24 protein-coding genes, 1 tRNA gene and 2 pseudogenes are annotated in these 23,636 nt (G+C 42.3%); 17 read left to right on the top strand and 10 right to left on the bottom strand.

Annotated features, from left to right (window positions below; all coding sequences use genetic code 11):
* Positions 1-126: 126 nt before the first annotated feature.
* From NIT79A3_RS09310 to NIT79A3_RS09295, 4 genes are all read right to left on the bottom strand, one after another.
* A complete protein-coding gene (locus NIT79A3_RS09310; RefSeq protein ID WP_013965947.1) occupies positions 127-1,503 on the bottom strand; it encodes a phosphomannomutase/phosphoglucomutase in 1,377 nt (458 codons plus the stop codon).
* A 113-nt stretch (positions 1,504-1,616) separates the two neighbouring features.
* Positions 1,617-1,820 carry a zinc-finger domain-containing protein gene (locus tag NIT79A3_RS09305; RefSeq protein ID WP_013965946.1) on the bottom strand — a complete coding sequence of 68 codons (204 nt, stop codon included), beginning with the start codon at positions 1,818-1,820 and terminating at the stop codon, positions 1,617-1,619.
* A gap of 25 nt (positions 1,821-1,845) precedes the next feature.
* Positions 1,846-2,766, bottom strand: a complete 921-nt coding sequence (locus tag NIT79A3_RS09300) for a branched-chain amino acid transaminase (protein ID WP_013965945.1) — start codon at positions 2,764-2,766, stop codon at positions 1,846-1,848.
* Positions 2,767-3,050: 284 nt separating this feature from the next.
* Entirely contained in the window at positions 3,051-3,983 is a 933-nt protein-coding gene (locus tag NIT79A3_RS09295) for an NAD-dependent glycerol-3-phosphate dehydrogenase (RefSeq protein ID WP_013965944.1), read from the bottom strand.
* A 189-nt stretch (positions 3,984-4,172) separates the two neighbouring features.
* On the opposite strand from NIT79A3_RS09295, the gene NIT79A3_RS09290 reads away from it, so the two are divergent.
* The 10 genes and pseudogenes from NIT79A3_RS09290 to NIT79A3_RS09250 all read left to right on the top strand — a co-directional run bounded on the left by NIT79A3_RS09290 (position 4,173) and on the right by NIT79A3_RS09250 (position 12,532).
* Positions 4,173-5,039 carry a hypothetical protein gene (locus tag NIT79A3_RS09290; protein ID WP_013965943.1) on the top strand — a complete coding sequence of 289 codons (867 nt, stop codon included), beginning with the start codon at positions 4,173-4,175 and terminating at the stop codon, positions 5,037-5,039.
* Between the two features lie 233 nt (positions 5,040-5,272).
* Positions 5,273-6,505 carry an alpha/beta fold hydrolase gene (locus NIT79A3_RS09285; protein WP_013965942.1) on the top strand — a complete coding sequence of 411 codons (1,233 nt, stop codon included), beginning with the start codon at positions 5,273-5,275 and terminating at the stop codon, positions 6,503-6,505.
* A gap of 7 nt (positions 6,506-6,512) precedes the next feature.
* Positions 6,513-6,917 (top strand): RNA-binding S4 domain-containing protein, encoded by a 405-nt coding sequence (locus NIT79A3_RS09280; protein WP_013965941.1) that lies wholly within the window; start codon positions 6,513-6,515, stop codon positions 6,915-6,917.
* 60 nt (positions 6,918-6,977) lie between these two features.
* On the top strand, positions 6,978-7,763 hold the full coding sequence (locus NIT79A3_RS09275) for an aldolase (protein ID WP_013965940.1): 786 nt from the start codon (positions 6,978-6,980) through the stop codon (positions 7,761-7,763).
* Between the two features lie 400 nt (positions 7,764-8,163).
* Positions 8,164-9,393, top strand: coding sequence for an aspartate kinase (locus tag NIT79A3_RS09270; protein ID WP_013965939.1), 1,230 nt, complete (start codon positions 8,164-8,166; stop codon positions 9,391-9,393).
* A 47-nt stretch (positions 9,394-9,440) separates the two neighbouring features.
* Positions 9,441-9,533, top strand: a tRNA-Ser gene (locus tag NIT79A3_RS09265).
* 232 nt (positions 9,534-9,765) lie between these two features.
* Positions 9,766-9,861, top strand: a pseudogene (locus NIT79A3_RS19490) (hypothetical protein); the annotation flags it as partial.
* 18 nt (positions 9,862-9,879) lie between these two features.
* Positions 9,880-10,884 (top strand): site-specific integrase, encoded by a 1,005-nt coding sequence (locus NIT79A3_RS17895; protein ID WP_348225592.1) that lies wholly within the window; start codon positions 9,880-9,882, stop codon positions 10,882-10,884.
* Positions 10,885-11,240: 356 nt separating this feature from the next.
* The gene (locus tag NIT79A3_RS09255) at positions 11,241-11,480 is read left to right on the top strand and encodes a hypothetical protein (protein ID WP_156797055.1); all 240 of its coding nucleotides are present in this window, start codon (positions 11,241-11,243) and stop codon (positions 11,478-11,480) included.
* Between the two features lie 75 nt (positions 11,481-11,555).
* Positions 11,556-12,532, top strand: a pseudogene (locus tag NIT79A3_RS09250) (IS1595-like element ISNtsp4 family transposase).
* 2 nt (positions 12,533-12,534) lie between these two features.
* Here NIT79A3_RS09250 and NIT79A3_RS09245 read toward each other — a convergent pair.
* Positions 12,535-13,650 (bottom strand): ISAs1 family transposase, encoded by a 1,116-nt coding sequence (locus tag NIT79A3_RS09245; RefSeq protein WP_013964816.1) that lies wholly within the window; start codon positions 13,648-13,650, stop codon positions 12,535-12,537.
* A gap of 195 nt (positions 13,651-13,845) precedes the next feature.
* Here NIT79A3_RS09245 and NIT79A3_RS09240 point away from each other — a divergent pair, with 195 nt between their 5' ends.
* Together NIT79A3_RS09240 and NIT79A3_RS09235 are read left to right on the top strand one after the other, a co-directional pair.
* Positions 13,846-14,745 carry a hypothetical protein gene (locus NIT79A3_RS09240; protein WP_013965938.1) on the top strand — a complete coding sequence of 300 codons (900 nt, stop codon included), beginning with the start codon at positions 13,846-13,848 and terminating at the stop codon, positions 14,743-14,745.
* Between the two features lie 175 nt (positions 14,746-14,920).
* Entirely contained in the window at positions 14,921-15,286 is a 366-nt protein-coding gene (locus tag NIT79A3_RS09235; RefSeq protein ID WP_013965937.1) for a hypothetical protein, read from the top strand.
* Positions 15,287-15,348: 62 nt separating this feature from the next.
* Here the strand turns inward: NIT79A3_RS09235 and NIT79A3_RS09230 are convergent, their stop codons facing one another.
* The gene (locus NIT79A3_RS09230) at positions 15,349-15,858 is read right to left on the bottom strand and encodes a membrane protein (protein WP_013965936.1); all 510 of its coding nucleotides are present in this window, start codon (positions 15,856-15,858) and stop codon (positions 15,349-15,351) included.
* A 306-nt stretch (positions 15,859-16,164) separates the two neighbouring features.
* Between NIT79A3_RS09230 and NIT79A3_RS09225 the strand changes: the two genes are divergently transcribed.
* Both NIT79A3_RS09225 and smbP (NIT79A3_RS09220) read left to right on the top strand, forming a co-directional pair.
* Positions 16,165-16,770: a Spy/CpxP family protein refolding chaperone gene (locus tag NIT79A3_RS09225; RefSeq protein WP_013965935.1), complete on the top strand. Its 606-nt coding sequence runs from the start codon at positions 16,165-16,167 to the stop codon at positions 16,768-16,770.
* A 126-nt stretch (positions 16,771-16,896) separates the two neighbouring features.
* Positions 16,897-17,241, top strand: coding sequence for a small metal-binding protein SmbP (smbP, locus tag NIT79A3_RS09220; RefSeq protein ID WP_013965934.1), 345 nt, complete (start codon positions 16,897-16,899; stop codon positions 17,239-17,241).
* Between the two features lie 203 nt (positions 17,242-17,444).
* Here smbP (NIT79A3_RS09220) and NIT79A3_RS19485 read toward each other — a convergent pair whose 3' ends face one another.
* The 4 genes from NIT79A3_RS19485 to NIT79A3_RS09200 all read right to left on the bottom strand — a co-directional run bounded on the left by NIT79A3_RS19485 (position 17,445) and on the right by NIT79A3_RS09200 (position 19,966).
* The gene (locus tag NIT79A3_RS19485; RefSeq protein WP_348225767.1) at positions 17,445-17,543 is read right to left on the bottom strand and encodes a hypothetical protein; all 99 of its coding nucleotides are present in this window, start codon (positions 17,541-17,543) and stop codon (positions 17,445-17,447) included.
* A gap of 314 nt (positions 17,544-17,857) precedes the next feature.
* Positions 17,858-18,442, bottom strand: coding sequence for an HdeD family acid-resistance protein (locus NIT79A3_RS09210; protein WP_013965933.1), 585 nt, complete (start codon positions 18,440-18,442; stop codon positions 17,858-17,860).
* 122 nt (positions 18,443-18,564) lie between these two features.
* Complete coding sequence (gene smbP / locus NIT79A3_RS09205; protein ID WP_013965932.1) at positions 18,565-18,978, bottom strand: small metal-binding protein SmbP; 414 nt, start codon at positions 18,976-18,978, stop codon at positions 18,565-18,567.
* A 100-nt stretch (positions 18,979-19,078) separates the two neighbouring features.
* A complete protein-coding gene (locus NIT79A3_RS09200; protein WP_013965931.1) occupies positions 19,079-19,966 on the bottom strand; it encodes a YfdX family protein in 888 nt (295 codons plus the stop codon).
* 445 nt (positions 19,967-20,411) lie between these two features.
* Between NIT79A3_RS09200 and NIT79A3_RS09195 the strand changes: the two genes are divergently transcribed.
* The 3 genes from NIT79A3_RS09195 (at position 20,412) to NIT79A3_RS09185 (ending at position 23,399) form a co-directional block, all read left to right on the top strand.
* On the top strand, positions 20,412-21,095 hold the full coding sequence (locus NIT79A3_RS09195) for a response regulator transcription factor (RefSeq protein ID WP_013965930.1): 684 nt from the start codon (positions 20,412-20,414) through the stop codon (positions 21,093-21,095).
* Positions 21,082-22,344, top strand: coding sequence for a HAMP domain-containing sensor histidine kinase (locus NIT79A3_RS09190; RefSeq protein ID WP_013965929.1), 1,263 nt, complete (start codon positions 21,082-21,084; stop codon positions 22,342-22,344). Before NIT79A3_RS09195 ends, NIT79A3_RS09190 begins: the two co-directional genes overlap by 14 nt.
* A gap of 68 nt (positions 22,345-22,412) precedes the next feature.
* The gene (locus tag NIT79A3_RS09185) at positions 22,413-23,399 is read left to right on the top strand and encodes a PstS family phosphate ABC transporter substrate-binding protein (RefSeq protein ID WP_013965928.1); all 987 of its coding nucleotides are present in this window, start codon (positions 22,413-22,415) and stop codon (positions 23,397-23,399) included.
* Positions 23,400-23,636: the final 237 nt, after the last annotated feature.

Genomic DNA, 23,636 nt, shown 5'->3' with positions numbered 1-23,636 from the left:
AATGGGGTAACGGTTCATATTTACTCAATTTCTTGTTGCATAGTCTCGCTATGCGCCTCAAAATTGAGTAAATCTGCACTCGCTCTCCTACTTGGCTCGCTACGATTGCTTAAATCCGACAGACTCCTAGAAGGGCAGCTGCGCATCCGGTTTGGCTTGTAAAATATTATGACGGAAGTCTTCTTGGATGCGTTTTAGAGCGATTTCATTATCAGCTTCAAAGCGTAATACGATGACCGGCGTAGTATTAGAAGCACGCGCCAGACCAAACCCATCATTGTATTCAACCCGTAAACCATCAATAGTGATAACTTGCTGTGGATTAGTGAAAACTGCATTTTTTTGTAGCTGTGCAATCAGCGTATGATTTTCACCTTCGGCAACACGAACCTGAAGTTCCGGTGTGTTAATACTATCAGGAAGATTATCCAGCGTGGCATTAATGTCCGCTTCACGGCTCAGTAGCTCCAGTAATCGGGCGCCGGCATATAAGCCATCATCAAAACCGTACCAGCGTTCCTTGAAAAATAAATGACCGCTCATTTCTCCAGCTAATAATGCCTTCGACTCAATGAGTTTTGCTTTGATGAATGAATGACCGGTTTTCCACATGACCGGCACGCCGCCATGCTGACTGATCCAGGGTGCCAGATTCCGAGTACATTTCACATCAAAAATGATTTTGCCGCCTGGGTTGCGCGAGAGCACGTCGGCTGCAAACAGCATGAGCTGACGGTCAGCATTAATAATATGGCCATCCTTGGTAACGATACCAAGCCGGTCACCATCGCCATCAAAAGCCAGTCCAATTTCTGCGTCGGTGGTTTTCAACGCCTGAACGACATCCTTCAGATTATCGGGCACTGATGGATCGGGATGATGATTGGGAAAAGAACCATCCACCTCGCAGAATAATTCAATCACCTCACAACCCAAGCCGCGATAGAGTGCCGGTGCAAATGCGCCCGCTACACCATTGCCACAATCAACAACGATTTTGATCGGGCGAGTGAGTTTGATATCGCCAGTGATGCGTTCAATATACGTATTGACGATAGCATGTTCGGAATAATCACCTGCACCATGAGTGAGATCATTATTTTCGATGCGTAAACGCAATGCCTGAATGGTCTCCGCAGCTAAAGTCTGCCCGCCTAATACAATTTTAAAGCCATTGTACTCGGGCGGATTATGGCTGCCGGTAACCATCACCCCGGAATATTGACACAATTCATGTGCGGCATAGTAAAGCATTGGCGTCGCGACCATGCCGACATCCACCACATGAATTCCGCTTTTCCGGATGCCACGCGCAAGCGCTTGCGATAATTCAGTTCCAGATAATCTGCCATCACGGCCGATGGCGATCGCTGTCAGTTTTCTTGCACGCGCTTCGGAACCAATCGCATGGCCTATTTTCTCAACATTATCAGCAGTGATTGTTTTGCCAACAATGCCGCGAATGTCATACGCCTTAAAAATTTCATGAGGAATTACATTCATAATTTAGTCTCTAAACAAGAGTGATTGTTGACAAAACCCAGTAAGTGAATACTGCTAGATAATTAATTTCCGGAATACATATCTCCACAGATATCAACTCAACTCGCTTTAGTTTAGTGATGCCCGGCGACCGCACCACCTTTAAGCGTGTAGTGTGTGCCGCAATAAGGGCATAATGCCTCACCCGTTGCTTCTATCGGAAGAAAAACCCGCGGGTGTGAGTTCCATAACACCATAGACGGTGTGGGGCAATGTAGTGGCAGATCATCGGTTGTAATTTCTATTTCTCGTGATTTGTTATTGGTTTGTTGATTCATAAAAAAGTAACTCCAATGTAGCTTTTTAAACGAAGGTAAGCCAGCCGGCGTGATTTTTAGCTCTGCCTTTAACGCAATCAAAGAATAAGGTTTGTATTTGCGTGGTGATCGGCCCGCGTTTACCCACTCCGATCATGCGATTATCCAATTCGCGAATCGGTGTGACTTCAGCGGCAGTACCGGTAAAGAATGCCTCATCAGCACAATAAATTTCATCGCGCGTAATACGTTTCTCGATCACAGGAATACCGATTTCTGCAGCCAACTCAATCACGGATGCGCGTGTAATTCCTTCCAGGCATGAAGTCAAATCAGGCGTGTAGAGCTTGCCTTGTTTCACAATAAAGATATTTTCTCCCGATCCTTCGGCCACATAACCTTCGACATCCAGTAACAACGCTTCATCGTATCCATTCAATCCAACTTCTTGATTGGCTAAAATCGAATTGGCATAAGTCGTGACCGATTTGGCGCGGCACATGTTGATATTGACATGATGCCGGGTAAAAGATGAGGTCTTGACACGAATACCGTTTTCTAAACTTTCAGGGCCTAAATAAGTACCCCATGGCCAAGCAGCAATGGCAACATGTGTGGAAAGTGTTCTGGCAGAAAGTCCCATGGCTTCAGCGCCATAGAAAGCGATAGGGCGGATGTAACCGGCGGTTAGCTTATTTTGTTTGACCACATCACACTGTGCTTGCATCAAAGTGGCCTTGTCATAAGGCATTTTCATCATGAAGATATGCGCTGAGTTAAATAAGCGATCGGTATGCTCCTGCAAACGAAAAATCGCCGGACCTTGCGCTGTTTCATAAGCGCGCAGTCCTTCAAAAACCCCTAAGCCATAATGTAGGGTGTGCGTTAAAACATGCGTATTGGCATCCCGCCAGGGAACCATCTTCCCGTCATACCAGATTAAACCGTCACGGTCAGCCATTGACATTCAGGAACTCCCGATAAATATTCTAAAAACCATATTCTAACTTATTTTTAACGCAGCGTTGAATCACGGTAGTATAAATAGGCATCTCCAAAAAAGATTGATTAATTTTTATACTGTCTTTCATAAAAACGCCCAAGATAATCATCAAATTTCAGAGAAACATTGTGTGGATTCCGCACAATCGTATTAATCAGTTGAAAAAGATGAAAATTTTGCGTGTTAAATAACTGGTATTGATTAATCATCTTTAAGGTATGCGGTCCTTCACCGGAGATGTCCTGTGTTTAATCTCTGGTCAATCTGCGTCCTAATTCATGATGATGAGAACTTTCACTGGTGGCGGTAGTGATGAGATCTCCCAATCCTGCCAAATGATACGGACTGTCAGCTTGTCCGCCCAGTGTAAGTACAATCTGGCTCAGTTCTTGTAAAGCCACAACTGCAAGGTAACCGCGCACGTTATCTCCCAGCTTAAGGAGACTCTGATCAAGTCCTTCGACAGGCTCAGGACGAACGGTAATATATTGATTACGTTCGTGGTGAGCTTGCCGAACCATGAATGTAATCAACTTAATCAGAGTTTCCTTAAGTTCATCGGCCATGCCAAACGCCATGGCATAAACATTTTTCAAAATCACCGACCAACTGATACCGGTGATATCGAAAGTATGCGCAATGTACAGTTTGGTGTGGCAAAAACAGGCTTCCATGGTTTGAAATGCTGCAAGATCGCGACAACCCAGTTGTCCAAAAGCATAACGGCCTGCACGGATCTCCTCGGAAATCATTGGGCCATAAAGTAAGGCATAAGGCTGATTTTCTGCTAAATTTTGTGCAAAGATTTGCGCTGCAGTTTTGCCTGTTTCATCCAATCCTTTGGCAATGCTGACACAAAGGCAAGTTTTCTTGAGTAAAGGTGCGATTTGCTGAACGACTTCTTGGTGCGGATTAACCGGCAAGCAGAACAACACGATATTCGCATGCGGCGCGCTTTCTTCTATAACGGCTGAGGAGAAACCAGCATTCGGAAATTTATTCCAAATAGCCAATTGATGGTGATCTTTGAGCAGATATTCCATCGCATGCCCCATTTCGCCATAACCCAGAATAAGAATTTGAAAAGACGCAGTCATAGCTTGAATTTGTTCTGTTATCCCAGGTTCATACTGTAAATTGTCTGGTGTCTTGGGCCTTGCAACTGATTGTAATTTCGTCATTCATTGGGTTGCGGCAATTTGTCGCATTGCTAACGAAAAAGTTATAGCTGACAATTCGATACCTCATTCAGAGTAGTAATTTTTAATAAATATTGCTTTTGTCTCTGACTTCCTCAACAGAACCCAAGTGGTTTCACTATCACTAATCAAATGAAAAATAGATCACAACCATACACGAAAAATCATAGTATGACACTTACCGTCCAGCAACAAACTTCGATCCTTCAACTCATATTGGCGATGTTTAATACTTCCCCAGGCGCGGTTAATCTAAAGATTCTTGGTTCACAGTTGCTGAATGATCGATCTTTGGTGAATTTGGCGCAATCTCTGGCGGAAAGCGCGTTATTTTTTGGCAAAAATTATGCAGCTTTGAGTCCCGTAGAGTTTACCGCTACTTTTGTTGACGATCTGTTCGGTGATCGAGTATCAACCAGTAATAAGACACTGATATTCTATTTTATTGCAAATCAAATGGCTGCTGGCGCAACTCAAGGTGAATTGATTTCAGAGCTGACAAGTGTTTTTTCATCAGTTTCCTCAACAGATCCCAATTGGGGGGCAGCCGCTTTGCATTACAACACCTGCAATGCTACCAAGATTGTAGACTATCTGTTAGCTAGCACGTTTACTCAGGCAGATAAAGCGATAGTAGCGGATCATATTGTGACACAAATGGCTGCAGGTAAAACTTTCGGTGCCATGATCGTGTGGGCTATCATTACCTTGGATTGCGCCGATCACGGCAATCTTGTTTGGGGCAATGCGGCAGCGCTTTTCAAGAATCGAATTGAAGTTTCAAAATATTACTCGATTGATAAGACGTGCACTGCGATCAATCCAGCGGCTTTACAACAAATACTATTAGAAGTAACTGTCGATACTCGCACAGTTGTTGCCGCCAAGACTGCGATAGACAATATACTCGACGTTAGCAACTGCTCACCGGAAAGTGATTGTAAAGACTTTCAATTGAATAACATATTGGAAATTAAAGAAAGTGATTTTTTGTCGATGCCGCGAAGAATATCGTTAGCGACGGAATTGACTTTCTAACTATTGGAATCGTATTTCCTGATCCGGATGCTTCAAAAAACTGACTAACCTGATATTAATCATTTTCTCGCAGCATATATCTGATATGTAAGTAAACATTTTTTAGAGTAACAAAGTGTTGTGACGGAATTTGGATTTTTAGAGATGAGCTTAATCTAATTTTGGTACTATTTGCCTACAGCATTCTGGTTTAAAAAGTTTTGAATGATCTGTTGCTAATAGGTAAATAATCCATGCCAAGAATTGAAGCGGTATTTAAGAATCTACAAGGCGAATCTTTATCGGGTTTGCTGGAAATGCCATCCAAGACTATTAAATCCTACGCGCTATTTGCCCATTGTTTTACCTGCTCCAAAGATAATCCGGCTGCTGCACGAATCGCACTTTCCCTTGCAGATCAGGGAATCGCAGTATTGCGGTTTGATTTTACCGGGCTGGGGAATAGTAAAGGTGATTTCTCAAATACCAACTTCTCGTCCAATTTACAGGATTTATTAGCCGCAGCTAATTATCTTGCGCAGCAATATGCTGCGCCATCTCTTTTAATCGGACATAGTCTGGGTGGCTCTGCCGTACTGGCGGTAGCTCAAGATCTGCCAGCAGTGCAAGCAGTAGTTACTATTGGCGCACCGGCAACGGCGGCGCATATTAAACATTTATTTGCAGATTCATACCGTGAATTGCAGGATAAACAATCCGTACAAGTTGAATTGGGTGGAAGAAGGTTTAATATAAAGCGTCAATTTATTGATGATTTAGAGAAATATAATTCTGTTGCACATGTTCAAGCGTTGAAAAAGGCTCTGCTGATATTTCATTCGCCTGTAGATGCCGTGGTTTCTATCGACGAGGCGGCACGGATATATTCCGCAGCCAAACATCCCAAGAGCTTTGTGTCGCTTGACCACGCAGATCATCTACTATCCAATCCTGAGGATTCACGATATGTGGCAGAGGTTTTATCTGCGTGGGCGAGCCGCTATCTGAAAACGGATCAGATTTCTGATAAAGAAGAAAAAGCGGAAAAGCCGTCAGTCGAGCAGGGCAGCGTGATTGTGCGAGAATGCGATAAAAAATTTACGCGAGAGATTCTGACGCAGCATCATCGCATCATCAGTGACGAACCGATTGCACTCGGTGGCGCCGATCTTGGACTAAACCCTTATGAGTTATTACTTGCGGCACTGGGCAGTTGTACTTCGATGACATTACGCATGTATGCAAATCATAAACAAATTGATTTACGGAATATCCAAGTTGCATTGCATCACAACCGGATTCATGCGGAAGATTGCGCCGGGTGTGAAAAGCAATCGCAACTCATTGACGTAATTACCCGGCGCATTCAATTGACAGGTAATCTGGATAAAGCACAGCGCGCCCGGTTACTGGAAATCGCCAATCAATGCCCGGTTCATAAGACTTTACAAAATAAGATTCAAATTAATACTAATCTAATAGATTAATTTTACAGTGCAACAATCTGAAAAAATAGAGAAACATCGCATTGATAAGTGGCTGTTTGCAGCACGCTTCTTTAAAACACGCTCATTGGCAGCCGAAGCAATTGAGCGTGGGCGGATTACTGTAACCGGCCACCGCGTAAAGCCTGCCAAAATAGTTGCAGTAGGGGATATGTTGACAATTCGAATTAATAATTATCAATATAATATTGAAATATTGGAATTATCTAATAAACGAGGCTCCGCAACGCAAGCACAGCAACTCTACAAAGAAACCGAAGAAAGCCGGAAACAACGGGAATTGCTGGCAGCCAGATTAAAAGCGCAACCGCAGCCATTTTTTACTAAAAGCCGTCCAACCAAGCGCGATAGGCGTGAAATTGAACGGTTCATTTCCATTCAGGAAGATTCTTGAATTTACGAGAAATAACGCCGCCTTCATTCTGATTAATAAGAACAAAACAAGTGAGCTAATATGAGCAATAAGACTTTTAATCTAGATAAAGAACAGTTGATCAAGCAATCCTTGGTTCAGATGGATACGCATCTCCAAGGGACAAATTACACGCAGGCGCAAAAATTGGCACTGACCTGCCGTATTTTGTTTGAAAATGGGCATGATTCGGGATTGGCAGGACAAATCACGGCGCGAGGCGAGAAACCGGGAACATATTTAACCCAACGGCTGGGCATGGGTTTTGACGAAATTTGCGCGAGTAATCTTTTGCTCGTTAATGAAGATCTGGAAGTTCTGCAAGGCGATGGCATGGCAAATCCGGCCAATCGTTTTCATTCATGGCTGTATCGCGCCAGACCTGATGTGCAATGCATTATTCATACGCACGCCGTGCATACCGCCGCCCTTAGTATGTTGGAGGTGCCGCTGGAAATATCGCACATGGATAACTGCGTATTATATGACGACGTAGCTTTCTTGCCTAAGTGGCCGGGTATACCGGTAGGAAACGAAGAGGGCGAGATGATTTCCAAAGCCATTGGCAGCAAGCGCGCCTTGTTGTTAGCGCATCATGGCTTGCTGGTTGCCGCTTCGAACATTGAAGAAGCCTGTATTTTATCCATTGCATTCGAAAGGGCGGCCCGCATGCATTTACTGGCCGCTGCGGCGGGCAAGATTCAGCCGATTGATCCTAAATTAGGCCGGGAAGCTCACGATTGGATTCTTCGCGGGCAGCGAAACACCGTAGGTTTTGCGTATTATGCACGCCGCAGTCTGAAAAAGAATACTGATTGCCTGGAATGAGAGGAAGGTTCCCGAAATTAGTGAAAAATATCAGAAAGACAGCAATTTATTAATATCCTAAACTATTCGTATCTTCACAAAATTTTTCTTTATCCAGATTCTTGAAACCTAAAGAACGAGCAGAAAAATTCCCCTGTAGAGATTTTTCTATTTATTGAATCTTTTCGAAATTGACAAGAATTTTGTCTAGCAAGCCGTTGAAAACTATCTACGTTGCCGCTGCGGTGTTAAAAACAGGCTCAAAATACTCATTTATTAAGCATAAACTGCGCTTTTTCGCCTGTTTTTGCCTTGCATCGGCTGCCTCGAAAACGTTTTTCAACGGCCTGCTAGTTTTCTTTGAGGGAAGCATGTAAAATTGAAAAATTTTTCCATACTAAAATTTAGCGGGTTTTAATCTGTGGCATTTTACGTTCAAAAATATGGCGGCACATCGGTTGGAAGCACTGAGCGGATAAAGAATGTTGCGCGCAGAGTAGCAAAATTCCATTCGCAAGGACACCAAATTGTAGTTGTTGTTTCTGCAATGAGTGGTGAAACGAACCGCCTCATTGCTCTTGCGCACGAAGTACAGGAAAATCCTGATCCCCGTGAATTGGATGTGATGATTTCCACCGGTGAGCAAGTATCCATAGCACTATTAGCTATGGCATTGATGGAACTTAACGTCAAAGCTAAAAGCTATACCGGTCCGCAAGTACGAATACTGACCGATAGCACACATACCAAAGCCCGGATATTAAGTATTGATGAAGCAAAAATTCGAAGCGACCTAGAAGCCGGCTATGTGGTTGTAGTCGCCGGATTTCAAGGAATTGATGAGAAAGGCAGCATCACCACACTGGGTCGAGGCGGATCAGATACTACCGGAGTAGCTCTGGCAGCTGCCTTAAAAGCCGATGAATGCCAGATTTATACGGATGTGGATGGGATCTATACGACAGATCCTCGCGTAGTTGCTGAGGCAAGAAGACTGAATACAATAACCTTTGAAGAAATGCTTGAAATGGCAAGTCTTGGCTCCAAAGTTTTACAATTAAGATCTGTCGAATTTGCAGGAAAATATAAAGTAAAGTTGAGAGTTTTATCCAGTTTTGAGGATGCAGGTCAAGGTACTCTGATTACTTTTGAGGAAGATGAAAATATGGAACAAGCGGTCATTTCAGGAATCGCATTTAATCGTGATGAAGCGAAAATTACTGTATTAGGTGTTCCCGACCATCCTGGTATTGCTTACCAAATTCTCGGGCCTGTGGCTGATGCTAATATTGATGTGGATATGATTATCCAAAATGTAGGCCACGATGGGTTGACAGATTTCTCATTTACCGTTCATCGCAATGAGTTTAAAAATACGATGAATATCTTGAAAGAAAAGATCCAGCCTCATATTGGCGCACGCGATGTACTGGGAGGTGATAGAATTGCGAAAGTCTCAGTAGTTGGGGTTGGCATGCGTTCTCACGCTGGTATAGCCAGTAAAATGTTCCGTGTGCTCGCAGAAGAAGGAATCAATATTCAGATGATTGCTACTTCCGAAATAAAAGTATCCGTTGTTGTCGATGAAAAGTATATGGAACTCGCTGTCAGAGTGCTGCATAAAGCATTTGATCTGGAACAGGCACTTTAACGAAAATAATAATATTCATTGAGAATTAGCTTGTCGAAATAAATAACGGAGAGATGGCCGAGTGGTCGAAGGCGCTCCCCTGCTAAGGGAGTATAGGCACAAAAAGCTTATCGAGGGTTCGAATCCCTCTCTCTCCGCCAATCAATCATCCAAAGAAATCCAAAGAAGTATAAATAAGTCAATAAATCAATAGATTCACTTAAAAATTTGTCCAAAGCTGTCTCATGAAATATACTAACATCCAACTTTTCTGGTAAGACGGATGGTAAGACGAGATGGCGAAAGAAGTCAAAAAGCTAAAAGCTGTACAAATCAATTCATTCCCACCTGGCACACACTCAGACGGCGATAATCTACTTTTACGGGTAAGAGATTCTGGCTCTCGTAGCTGGATTTCGATATAAGCAGAATGGCCGGGCAATTGAGCTTGGATTAGGCTCAACAAATGATAGAACGCTTGCTGAGGCCCGAGAGATAGCCAGTAACATGCGGCGTGCAATCGCACGAGGACAATCCCCAAAAGAAGTATTACGGATAGAAAAGCCTAGCAAGACTTTTTCTGATTATGCTCTCGAATGCATAGAGCATAAAAAGGCTGGCTGGCGAAATAGTAAACATGCAAGCCAATGGAAAAACACGCTCGAGCAATATGCATTTCCATTCATAGGCGATAAATCCATAACAGATATTGGCGTGGATGATGTCAAAGCTGTACTCAATCCGATTTGGAAAGGTAAGACGGAAACTGCTTCAAGGGTAAGACAGCGAATAGAAGTTGTGCTGGATTACGCTTTTCTTCATGAGGATATTGATAAAAGTAACCCAGCTCGATGGAAAGGTTGTTTAGATCACGTATTTGCAGCACCCAAGAAAGTATCCCCTGTTGTCCATTTCAATGCGATTCCGTATATGCAGCTGCCAGATGTTATGCAGGCGCTACGTGCTAAAGACTGCATGAGTGCATATTGCGTTAGGTGGATAGCCCTGACGGCTTGCAGAAGTTCAGAAGCTCGCGGAATCACTTGGGATGAGGTTAACATGACCACAAAGACATGGACAATACCACCCAACCGAATGAAATCGGGTCGAGAGCATCGTGTACCGTTAAATGATGAGTGCTTGGAAATACTTACCAAATTAGAAAAATATAAATCAGCGAATGATGGCATGGTATTTGGTCAAAAGCTCAGTGATGTAGCAGTTAGTAAAACACTAAAAATCGTATCTTATCCCAAAGCTACTGTGCATGGCCTACGTAGTTCATTTCGTGATTGGTGTGGTGACAAAACCAATTTTCCACGGGACGTATGTGAAGCTGCGCTAGCTCACTCGGTTCAGAATCAAACCGAGGCTGCTTACCGGAGAAGTGATTTATTCGAAAAGCGACGTGAGCTAATGGTGAAGTGGGGAGACTATATTGATAACCGCTCCAATTTTAAGCTCGACCAAGAGTTCTTCGAAAACAATAAGCGGCGTGCACTGAACCTGTGATTCGTAATCAGTAGGTCCGCAGTTCGATTCTGCACAACAGCACCATATAATCAATAGGTTATAATTATTTAAAAGATTTTAATGTTTCGATATATGCGTCATGTAGGGGCTATGTAGGAATTTTTAATCAATGCCGACTCAATTCTCGCCCGACAGTGAGAGCGGGCGCTACCATAACCCATCTTTAACATCATACGGCCAATTTTTGCTATATTTTTGTTTTGGCACATTTTTAGCCAATTGATTATTATAAGCAATCACTTTTTAGGCCGCCAAAAATCGTTTTGTTGTGCCAAGCGATCCATGTATCCAATTATGTGTTCCCCGGTGTCAATCAAGATAAGCCACTATCGGATATGAGTTTAACCGCAGCGTTAAAGCGTATGGGTCGTAATGATTTGACGGCACATGGGTTCAGATCAACCTTCCGAGACTGGGCGAGCGGAACCACTGCTTATCCGCAAGAAGTCTGTGGAATGGCACCGGCCCACACAATTGCCAATAAGGTCGAGGCCGCTTATCGCAGAGGAGATTTATTTGATAAACGAATTCATCTTATGAATGACTGGGCAAATTACCAGGGCAATCGGGCTTAAATTAGGCTCTGTAGCAATTAATTGTTGAATTGCTAGTCAAATATGCATCGGAATGTAAAAGAGGGGTTATGCATCATGAAAGCAGCTGAATTCAAAGATTGGATAAAATCGATTGAGAGGATGAGCCGCGGTCAGCGAGACAAGCTTCGAGAAAGATTAGAAAGAAAAGCCGGTGCTGATACGATCATAGAATTGATTGAGCAAGGGCAGAATGAAGAACGAATTTGTCCCTATTGTCAGGAAACAAAGCTGTATCGGTGGGGTAAAGCCAGTGAGTTACAACGCTACCGATGCCGCCACTGCAATCACACATTTAATGCCCTGACAGGCACGGCATTGGCCCGATTACGCCACAAAGACAAATGGTTTGATTATGAGCAAGCGATGGTTCAAGGGTAAGTGTACGTAAAGCAGCGGTCAGCTGCGGAGTAACCACGAACACGAGCTTTAAATGGCGTCACCGTTTTTTGCGAACGCCTGCACTCCATCAATCTCCCAAAATGAATGGCATTGTTGAAGCTGACGAAATGTATTTTCTGGAATCTTTTAAGGGACAACATCATTTACCGAGAGCCGCACGCAAACGAGGCGGCAAAGCTGCCAAGCGCGGCACATCAAAAGAACAGATACCTGTGCTAGTGGTGCGCGATCGTTATGGTGAAACTGATGACCGTATACTGCATGACACAAGCGCAGAGCAAATCGGAACAGTGCTTATCCCTTTGTTAAGCAAAGATGTCATTCTCTGCACAGATGGAATGCCCGCCTACAGACAGATCACCAGGAATGCAAGAATTGTTCATCGTCCAGTCAACATTGCTGCAGGTCAACGAGTTATCAACGATGTTTACCACATTCAGAATGTTAATGCTTATGGCAGCCGACTCAGACAATGGATGGCGAAGTTCCATGGTGTGGCAACACGCTATCTTGCAAGTTATCTGGGGTGGCATAGAATGATTGACCGTCTCGGTCAGAACGTTACACCAACCCTTTGTTTCCTAATGTCACTTGGGAAAACAAGACAATTTCAACAGTTAATTACTACATAGCCTTAAATTACTCCAATAATGCGGAGCAAATAATCATTATTCCAACCGGCCTTTAATCGTTTTATTTTTACACCGACTTTTGATATTTTTTCTTTATTTATCAGGTTTAAAGCAATATGTCTGATAGTGGCAAGATTGGCTGCACTATGGCCTTTGCGTGTCCGGTTGCTATCTTCATCAAAAGCAATATCAAGCACCCAATGTAAATTGTTCTCGATAGCCCAATGAGCGCGAACAGCATGTTCCAGTTTAGCCGGATTATTGGCGCTCAGACTACTGATGAAATAACGCGTTTCCCCGGTGATTCTATTTTCTGATTCTCTTGTTGCTGTAACCGCAATGATACTTTGTAGTCCTGCCCAAGCATGACGTTCTTTTAACCATGCGATCTCATCTGTCACACAGATAGTACGTGTTTCAATGCGTCCATGATCCCCATCAACAGTCACCATGGCGGCTTCAGGCGATAACTGCGAGGTAAAATACGTGGCAACATCTTCATGTAAGTTACCCTGGTTGCCCTTCAGGCTCAAGACATAATCGCCACCTTGTTGAATAATCTGCTGAGCAATTCTTTTCTGGCAACCCATGGCATCAACTGTAATCACACTTCCTGCAATATTCAGTCGCGATAACAGCTTGGGAATGGCCGTAATTTCATTGGATTTATTGTCCACTTTAACCTGACCCAAGACCAGGCTATTGTGCTGCGCCCATGCACTGACCATATGGATAGCTGCCTTTCTTGAAGCCTTATCAATGCTACGCCTTAAGCATTTACCATCAATTGCAATGACTTCTCCTTCAGTCAGACTGGCTAAGTCAGACACCCAGTTGGAAAAACACTCGCCAAACTGTTCATTGTCTATCGCTGCAAAAACATCTCCAAAGGTATCATGCGCGGGTATCCCATGCTGCAAACCAAGCAATTTAGTGAACCAGTCTATCTTGGCTTTGCCAAATTCTTCAATAGCCACCCAATTGTCCGCCCCACAGATAACAGCGCATAAGGCGATAAAAAATATATCCTGTAACTGGTGTTTCTTTTGCCTGTCTACTCTCGGGTCTTCAATGCTTGAAAAGTGATGGATAATTGACGCTATCGGTTTCTCTATCATTTGAAATCAAAATGATAAAGCTAATACCTCATCTTGTTTCTGTTTTCAAGCCTCTTTTAGCCCGATTGCCCTGGGCAAATTACTGCAATGACTTGACGGTAGGTAGTCATTCGTAAACGACAGCACCACTTACCAGACCGTACTAATTTTAGAAAGCGTTAATTCTTTTCTAAAAAACTTATATAGGTGGATGATATGTGTGGATATTGTTACGAAGGCATCATGTTGCATGTTGTGGAAACTGGTCATAGAGGTACACAAGGTTACCGGTTTAGCTATCTCCAGGAATCGGATGATATTAAAACTGAAATACAACAACTCGAAGACCCCAACAACCCGGAATCATTGATTAATCTGGCATTCTGCCGTTTATACGACCATTATTTTGCCTGTGGCTTTGATGTTGAGCTGTTCAATATCCTGCAAGCCAAATTTGGGCATGAAGCCGTGCAAGCCTATCTCACCAGAAGACAAGCCTGTTCCAGTGCATTCAAAGCGGAACTCAGCGATATAAACCTGTTAAGCGATGAAGCGTGTTGGAATCAGTTTGTGACTAAAAAGGAAATAATTCTCAAAAATGCGCTGGATTTGTTGAATTTTTATTACGGCTGGTGGCTTCTTGGTATTGGCAAACAAAAAAGTGGTCCTGATGAGCGGATAGAAGAATCTGGCATAGTGGATCACATTGACAATACCACTCTCGCTGAATGGAACAAATTCGATGCATTATACCCAGCGATATCCTTTGCACTGTCATATATCATCAACCATCAAAGTGATTCGGAAATCATTCAGAGGATTGCATTAACAAACCTGGAAGATGCGCCTGATACTTGGGGCAAAGAATTATGGCTGCAACGAAGAGCCATGATTGCTTGTGTGAAACGAACTGGGCTTTCGTTTATCGTAGATAACCTAAGCCAGATCAGATATGAATTGATCTACTACGTATTGCTAAAGGCAAAAATCACTCCAATTGAGTTAAACACGCTGAGGGAGGCTATTTTTGCTGAAGATAAGCATCCAATGCAAGGAATGATGGAATCTGGGCATGTGGTAGATTTAATTGATAGACTTGTTGACCAAAAAGCCTGACATGTCCCGCAAGTTTATTTTGTAATTTCATTGTGAGAAAAGGATTTCGATGTGAGTGTCAGAACAACCAGGATCAAAGCAGTTATGATTTTATTCTCTTCTGATAAATAAGGTACGGCGTCTTTGTGGAATTATTGGAAATATAATGCCGTGTATATCCCGCGTTAGGTGACCAGTGAAAAGACTGCTTCCAGAGTTTGAAAATCGCACTCAATCCGTAATCCCTCAGCACCAGTTCATTATTCGGCTGGCTCACAGCGGAATCATCGCGCTCGCACTCATAGTCATTTCACTGTTTCTCGGTATGAGCGGATATCACATTCTTGAAGATCAGAGCTGGATTGATGCATTCCTAAACGCATCTATGCTATTGGGCGGAATGGGACCGGTGAATACACCGATAACTTTTGGCGGCAAGCTCTTTGCAGGTCTCTATGCACTTTACTGTGGCTTGGTTGTTATCATCGTCGCTGGTGTTATTCTCGCGCCGGTCGCACACCGCATCCTCCACAGGTTTCACATGGAAAACCGCGATCAATAACCATAGCCTGAGCGCATCAGCCCACTCCGTTACAGCACATCTAAAAGAACCGTTATTTCTTATCAGGGAAACACAGGTATCATTGGTTCTGTACCTTCAATTTCTACTTCAGGTAGATGTTGTTTAACACGCCTCTCTATCTCAAGTACTCTATCAGTTGGTACATCGACCAGTACTAAAAAATGCCCCGCTTCAACCGCATCCTCAAATTCTTTAATCCGTCTGTTGCCAATACTCATACCCACCATGCCGCTCACCCATGCACCGACCCCCGCGCCTACAAGCGTGGTTGCAAGCAGAATGCCACCCGCAATAACCGTTGATGCGGGGGGAAGGATGACTGCGACCAACCCGGCGAGCATGCCGGTTGTACCGCCGAGTGCCAGGCCTTGTTCCACAGCTGGAATAAAATCACTTTTTTGTAACAGATTGGCTTCAGGTAAATCTTCAAGTGGCGTACCGCGTTTTGCAATTACGTGGATATGTCGATCCTCGATTTTTGCTGCCAGTAAATCATCTACGATACGCTTAGTAATAGAAATGTCAGGAACAAGAAAATAGATTCGTCGCATGATAGCCTCCTGAGAAATAGTGAAATGAATCACATTTAATGGATAGAATGAGTCATGAATTGACTCATTCTGATTCGATGGTAAGACAAAATCTTTGTAAAAGCTATAACAAAAAAATGATAAACATTCAAATAGCTGGAAATATGCTATGGTTAAAAAGTGGTGTTTTCAGTTCATTCAGATTGACCGATCTTTGGGCTATCATGGAACGTGCAGAGCGCCGCGAGGTAAAGATTTCTGAGGTAAGTAATACTGCTTTTAAAGGTTTGCAATGTGCATATTCAACCAAGCTTAGGAGAATTCATCATGATCAGCAAAAAATCCATCATTTCTACTATTACCGCTTCTGTTTTTGCCATTACGCTAGGCACGGTCTCTTTCTCATTAGCTGCTGATAATTTCGCTGGGAATCAATTTGAGAATAAAAATTTCATAGTTGCTCAGGCCCATCAGCACGGTCAAGATAAGGAAAGTGAACATGGTGACCGTGGCAAGGATAAAGGAAAAGGCGGTAAGCACGGTGGTGACAAGAAAAGGGCCAGTATGATGAAGGAAGGGCATGATTATGCTCATATGATCATTGCTCATACAGATATATTGAAACTAAGTGATGAGCAACTGGGAAAAATTGTTCGTTTACACCTAAAGCACGAACAAGAGCATAAGCAACTCAAGGAAAAACTGATGAAAAGTATGATGGCATTCCAAAAAGAAAGTATGAAGCCCAATACGAGCGATGCTCAGTTACGTAAGCTCGGTAAGGATCATGCGGATGCTTTCAATGCAATGGTCGAGCATCACGTTAACGAGCGTCAGGCGATACATGCTGTTTTATCAGAAGTTCAGAGAAAAGAACTTAATGCTATGAAAATGGATCACAACGGGGATAGTGATGATCATAATCATCATTGAACTTGAGAATCGCAGTTAACCATTGTTTTGTTCTATAGACCAAGATTTTCTTCGAAGCTGCTGTTTGATCAATAAGATTTACTCAGAATATTGATTTTATCAACGTACCAAAAAGGAGTAATTATCATGCGAGCCATATCAACAACGATTGCAACCGGAATATTAGCGATTTTTATGAGTACACAAGTTTTGGCAGCTGATGCTGGGCATACTTCAGAAGCGATGGAGCACGCTGGGAAAGCTCAGGCACATGGCGAAATGGGGCATGCCAAAGATGCGCTCCAACATGCAAAAGATAGCTTGGCACATGCTAAAGCAGCAAGAGATGATCATGCTGCGGCTCACAAGCATATGGATGAAGCTATCAAGCATTTAGAAGAAGCTATTAAACATGCCGAGATGGGGCATGCAGAAGAATCAGCCAAGCATTCCGAAGAAGCAATGAAGCATATGCGTCAATCTGGCCATTAATCGTACGAATCAGTAAATACCCTCGGCCCTGCCGGGGGTGAAATAAATAGGTTTCTCTTCTATTTAGGATCATTTGTCCCCTAACATGGCGCTAAAAATTGGTTTAGTAAAGGCGATGTGTCATACCTATTAATGGTTCATCCGCTTCCGCATCCTCAGTTGGCGCTGTCGATTTTCTTTTTCTACAGCAGCTTTTAATCGACTCAAGGCTGCAGAGACATCAGCGGCCAGAGAATTGCGCCGGATACGGTTGCGCTGTGCCCCATCATTTTCAATATGGTAAGCGCGTCATTCCCAAACATAGTAATGACGCCAACATCAGTTTTAAATGTCACGAGCATATAGTACCCGTTAAACTTGCAATTCCCCGTGGTAAGACCACGGAGAGCATTATAGTTTGTGTTTTTGAAGTCAGCGTAGCGTGCCGTTTTTGATTTTCTGCATCTTAATACCCCGCGATCTTGCTGCAGGGATAAATGCAGGGTGATTGGAAAAAATTTATATAAGAATCATCTAATTGCCTGAACTTTCTCATGAGAAATTGATCGAAAAGCAAAATACCGGATTTGTGGCTCAATCGATTGAAACATTTCTTACTTTCTCGGTTTCGTACTGGTTATGATTCTGATTCGGAATTATTTTTCTCATGTTCAGCATTCCTAACAGTGTTCGTTCTAAAACTCAGCAATAAAGCCACTGTCCCACTTGCTAATAAATTAATCCCAACCAGTATGCCTAATAAAGCTGCCGATTGTTGGGGCCAACCGCTTAACAATATCATTGCTATTGTGATGGACAGAATCCCACTTACCGCGACCCAACCAATTTTAGGCTGACTGCGCCAGTGCCAGGAATATGTTAGTTTCATTATTCCCTCAACAATAAATAGCGCTCCAACAACAAAAGCTAATGCTTGTATGCCTTCAGCCGGACGCATTAATAACCATAATCCAACTATCACAAAAAGAATCGCCCACAGAAACTTAAACCAAAACGATTCATGTTTGCGTGTGGTCAAAGCAGCCCCAGCTTGAATACAGCCTCCTAAAAGAAATAACCATCCTAACAACAACTCGATGGCAACACCCGCTATCGCAGGGACAAATAAGGCGGCAAAGCCTCCTAAAATAAAAACAATACCAAAAATTTTAAACCACCAGGAAGGCGGTGATAAGTTTAACTGAGTATCCGTTGGTTGCATTTTACTTCCCCAATATGAAAGGTACTAAAACAAGAGTTTAATTACCTGTTGCAAGATGTGATTAATCCGAAAAATGCTGTAATTATGATTTATCACTAACTTATTTATAGTTATAACTTTTCTCAATTATCACTCAGGTAATCGGCTCTCTTGGCGGAATATGCGTGCATCTCATTTAACGCTGCATCGATATGCTTGCTGGCAACATCGGCATGCCCTAATTTGGCGTGCTTTATAGCTTCTTCCAAGTGCTTAATTGACGCATCTATGCGCTCCATCCCTGAGATATTTATTTTTTCAATGACTTCTACCACAGTATCTTTGGCATACTTTAAGCTTATTTCCGCATGTTTAAGAATTTCCTTCGCATCATCTCCATGTGCCTTGGCCATCTCTGCATGTTTGATTGCCTCATCTATTGAACTAGTTGCTTTTCCTTCAGATTGAGCTTGCCCGCCATATCCTGCTGCACTGACCTGGCTACTGAAGAAAATCACCAAAATGCCTGCTGCTAATATAGTCGATATATTATTCATGATATAAATACCTTTTTTAATGAAAGTAAAACATACAGTGTTTTTTTGCTACCAAAGATCAACTCGATAGGCGCAGCACCCTGATTCTGGCCTAGTTGAATTAATTGTTGTTGTAAGCAACCCAACCTTTGATTGTTTTCTTCCATTGGTCAAGTTGATCGCTGATGCGTTGAGTTATTGTTGGATCTTCCTTTCTTAACTCCGCTTGTAATTTGTCCAAATCAACCGAAAGTTTTTCTACAGTTACTTTGTCCACGCCAGAAAGACTCGTATTTTTGGCACCTGCTAATCGCTTCTGCACATAATTAAGTGTGAAGCGTGCTTTATCGTACTGCCCTTTGCTTAAGAATGCCTTAGCAAGCGCTAAGTTTCCGGAAATTGCCAATACAGGATCGTCGATTTCCTCTTCATCAACAATAGCACCCTTAAAAATTGCAGAAAGCGCATTTTGCGCCTTGCTATAATCTTTTTTGTTTATATCTTGGAGCGCCAAATCAAGATTTTTTTTAACTTCGGTCAAATCCACTTTAACATTCACATGAACCAAACCTGCATTCGTTTCCTTTAAACCCAGTTCTTTTGAACGATTGAAGATAGATTCATAATCGCTAATCAAGAGGACGTCATCCACCACGGGTACGTAGTGTTCTTTAATTGTATGACTGTCATCGTACGTCACCTTGCCATACTTAAATGAAGAGTTAATCTTGAACTCTGGTGCCTGTTCTGCGAGCTCGGTTTGAATGAATTGTGCCATTTTAATGTGACTGGAAGCTTCTTCAGGGAGCTTGATGCCCAATGCAAACTGCGCAAGATTGATGTGCCCCATCATTTTGTGTGTCAGTTGTTGGGATTTCTCGCGCTGAAGTTCTACGGGTGTTTTCTCTTTTGTTTGTTGGTTTTTTGATTCATCCGCAGCGTACATTATGCTCGGTAGCATAAATAGGGCAAATAGAATTAGCCCGTAACTTAATGTGTTTTTGTTCATTTCATTTCTCCGGATCGTTAAAAAGTTTAGTGTAGTGATACACGACACATCATCAAACGTGGTAGAAACTTTAAAGGGATGTATGTAAACGTTGCATTAAAATAATGTTAAAGTTTTCTTAAACGCCAGGATATTTAGGCGAAAGTAATCTAGTCTGCGTGACACATATCAAGTGCTGCATCATGTGAAACCAGCACATGAAATCAAAAGAGGCAAACCCTGCGAATACAAACTGACTTATTTAAGCAGTTTTTAACACTATCTTGATATTATTTAAGTTAGACTTTTTCCATTCACTAATACAATATTGAGAAATTAAGACTGATCATATGAAGTTTAATGCATTTAATCAAAACAATAATTTCTCCATTCTCAATGAGCTGCAGATCTTGAGAATCTTGTTTGGTTTTCTTTTGGTTAATTTATTTCGATCAGAAACTCTTTCATGAAAGTCCTTATCATAGAGGACAACCAAGACATTGCCTCCAGTATCTATGATTATTTGGAAGTCTTGGGCTACATGGTTGATGCTGCAGGAGATGGGGTAACGGGTTTACATCTGGCGGTCACAAAAGACTACGATGTAATCATTCTGGACTTGGGTTTGCCGGGTATTGATGGGATAACCCTTTGTCGTCGACTTCGCCTGGATGCACAACGGTTAATCCCGGTACTTATGCTTACTGCCCGGGATTCACTCGAGAATAAATTGGAAGGCTTCAAATCAGGCACGGACGACTATATGGCAAAGCCTTTCTCCCTAAAAGAACTGGCAGCGCGCATTAAAGTGTTATCTGAACGCATCAGCCGTAGACCTACTTCGCAACTGATAGTTGGAGATCTCTCGCTCGATGTGGATGCTCATGAAGTATTTCGCGCTGGTAAGCATATCAACCTCAATCCAACTCAATTTCGGTTGCTGATGTTTTTGATGCAAAATGCTCATCGCGTCATTTCGCGCGAAGAACTCGAATACTTAGTTTGGAAGGACGATCCACCGGATAGTGATGCCTTGCGTACTCACCTTTCCAATCTGCGACTGATGGTTGACAAGCCATTCGATAAACCGCTTTTGCACACTGTACGCGGTTTTGGGTACAAACTAACAGACAAAAATGCAGAAGAATAGCCGAATCGGTCGACATATCGTTCTTGCGTTTCTGATATTTGGAATCTCGTTAATCCTTATACTTGGACTGAGCTTGGTTATTGCATTGAAATCAAGCGAAATGCACATTCTCGATGTCTTACGACACACCGAGCTAAAACATATACAAAAACAGGGTGAAGCTACGCGCCTAGCTGGGTTATTCTATTCGATTTACATTACGCCACTCAATGAATTATCCAGTCTACCAGAGCATGTACGGGATTTACCTCAGGGTACACACGAAGTGATGTACGATAATCAAAACTATCGAGTGCTGGTCGAGCATATCGGCGATATGTGTTTTACCGTGCAAATTAACGAAACTAATATCCAAAAGCGTGAACAAGATTTCGTCCGGGTGATTTGGTCGTGTTTGATTGTCACCTTAATAATAGCACTCGTTATTGGTTGGAAATTGGCACATAAAGTTATTCAACCTATTACACTGCTCTCTAATCAGATTACCACCCTTAGTAAATATCCAAAGAGGTTTTTGGATATTTCAGAATTCAGTGATGATGAAATAGGCGATCTGGCTAAAGTGTTGAATCACTATCATCATCAATTGCAAAATCTGTTAATCCGCGAGAAGGAATTTGCATGCAATGTAAGTCATGAATTACGGACGCCAGTTACGAGCATAAGTTTGGCGGCAGAAGTTTTGGCCGGCAGACCGAATCTATCTGCCAAAGAACAAGAGCAAATCCTGCGAATTCAGCGTGGGGCTGACGAGATGTCTGAATTGATTGAAACCTTTCTAGTACTGGCGCAGATTATTGACGAATCGACCCAATACCAATATTCCTGTGAAATGGAGCCAATTGTCCGAAAAGTGATTGAACAGCAACGTGTATGGTTAGGAAACAAACCAATTGAAATAAAGTTCGAAGAAAATGGACATTTAAAAGTGTCGGCGCCGCCAGGAGTTCTTAGCGTTTTGGTCGCCAATCTGGTGCGAAATGCATTTCGATTTACCAAGCGGGGTACTGTTTTAATATCATTAACATCCGATCAGCTAACGGTCATGGACACTGGGATTGGAATAGATGTGTTTGCGCAGGCTCAAATATTTAAAGAATCTGTAAAGGATAATTTGGGCGATGCAGATAGAATTAAATTAGGTCTCGCAATTGTTCAGCGCATCTGTGAGCGTTACGATTGGACTATATCTTTCGAAAGTACGAAAGATCAAGGTTCAAGATTTACAGTGTTGTTCAATTCCATTTAACCCACTTAATATATATACCATGAATTTACAAGATTTTTTTACTTTTATTTGTCATTTGGGAGACATTAATGTTGAATTCATTTAACTCTAGAATACTCATGACAATTATTTTTTTGAGCGCTACAACTGTCAATGCCAGTCCAATTGTTAAAATTGATGGCTCCAGCACTGTTTTTCCCATTACAGAAGCCATTGCAGAAGATTTTCAGAAAGCCACGCATGGCTCAATCCATGTCACAGTTGGTATTTCTGGTACGGACGGTGGCTTCAGGAAATTATGCCAAAATGAAATTGATATCGTAAATGCATCTCGCCCTATTACACACTTGGAAATGGAAGTTTGTAAAAAGGAAGGAGTGCAATATATTGAAATGCCTATTGCTTTTGATGCCTTAACCGTCGCTATCAATCCAAAGAATACTTGGAGCAAAACCATTACAGTTGATGAACTGAAGAAAATCTGGGAACCAGAGGCTCAAGGTAAAATTAATAACTGGAATCAAATAAACTCTGCATGGCCTGACAAAAAAATTCATCTCTATGGCGCAGGTGCAGATTCAGGCACATTTGATTACTTCACTGAAGCTATTGTTGGCAAAGCTAAATCGGGTCGTGGTGACTTTTCTGCTTCAGAGGATGCCTACGTTCTAGTACAAGGTGTCGCAGGCGATCAATATGCATTAGGCTTTTTCGGTTTTGCTTATTACAGTGAGAACAGCCAGAAAGTCAATGCAGTCGGAGTTGATAGTGGAAAAGGAGCGGTATTTCCATCTGCCGCTACTGTAGAGAATGGTAGCTATCAACCGTTATCGCGCCCACTATTTATCTACGTCAGAGCCAAATCAACGAATAAGCCAGAAGTAAAAGAATTTGTTCATTTTTATATGAAGAATGCACGAGAGCTTGTGGCTAAAGTCAAATATTTTCCTCTTTCTAAAGAAGTATATAACCTCAATAGAGAGCACTTTAATAAGAGAAAAGTAGGTACCGTATTTAAAGACAGGGTAATCAACATAAAACTAGAAGAAATACTTATACTAGAATCTAATTTATAGCAAATAAGGTGTGTTGAAAAAAACCTCTACTAGAGTCTGTTGACATTTCACAAAGGTAGCCACAGATATCCACAAGTCTTGACAGCCATATTTTCTTAATTTCTCTTCAGTTTGTTATATCATGTTGCCACTGCGTGATATTGCTTTAATCGCGCAAAAGCGTTTTTTCACCAAATGAACCTGCTTGTATTATCGATTAGAGCAGGTATCTCTCATTGGAACAATCAACCCAATATA

Origin of the sequence: Nitrosomonas sp. Is79A3 (genome assembly GCF_000219585.1) — a bacterium.
Classification (GTDB): domain Bacteria; phylum Pseudomonadota; class Gammaproteobacteria; order Burkholderiales; family Nitrosomonadaceae; genus Nitrosomonas.
This window is presented reverse-complemented; position numbering and strand designations above follow the sequence as displayed.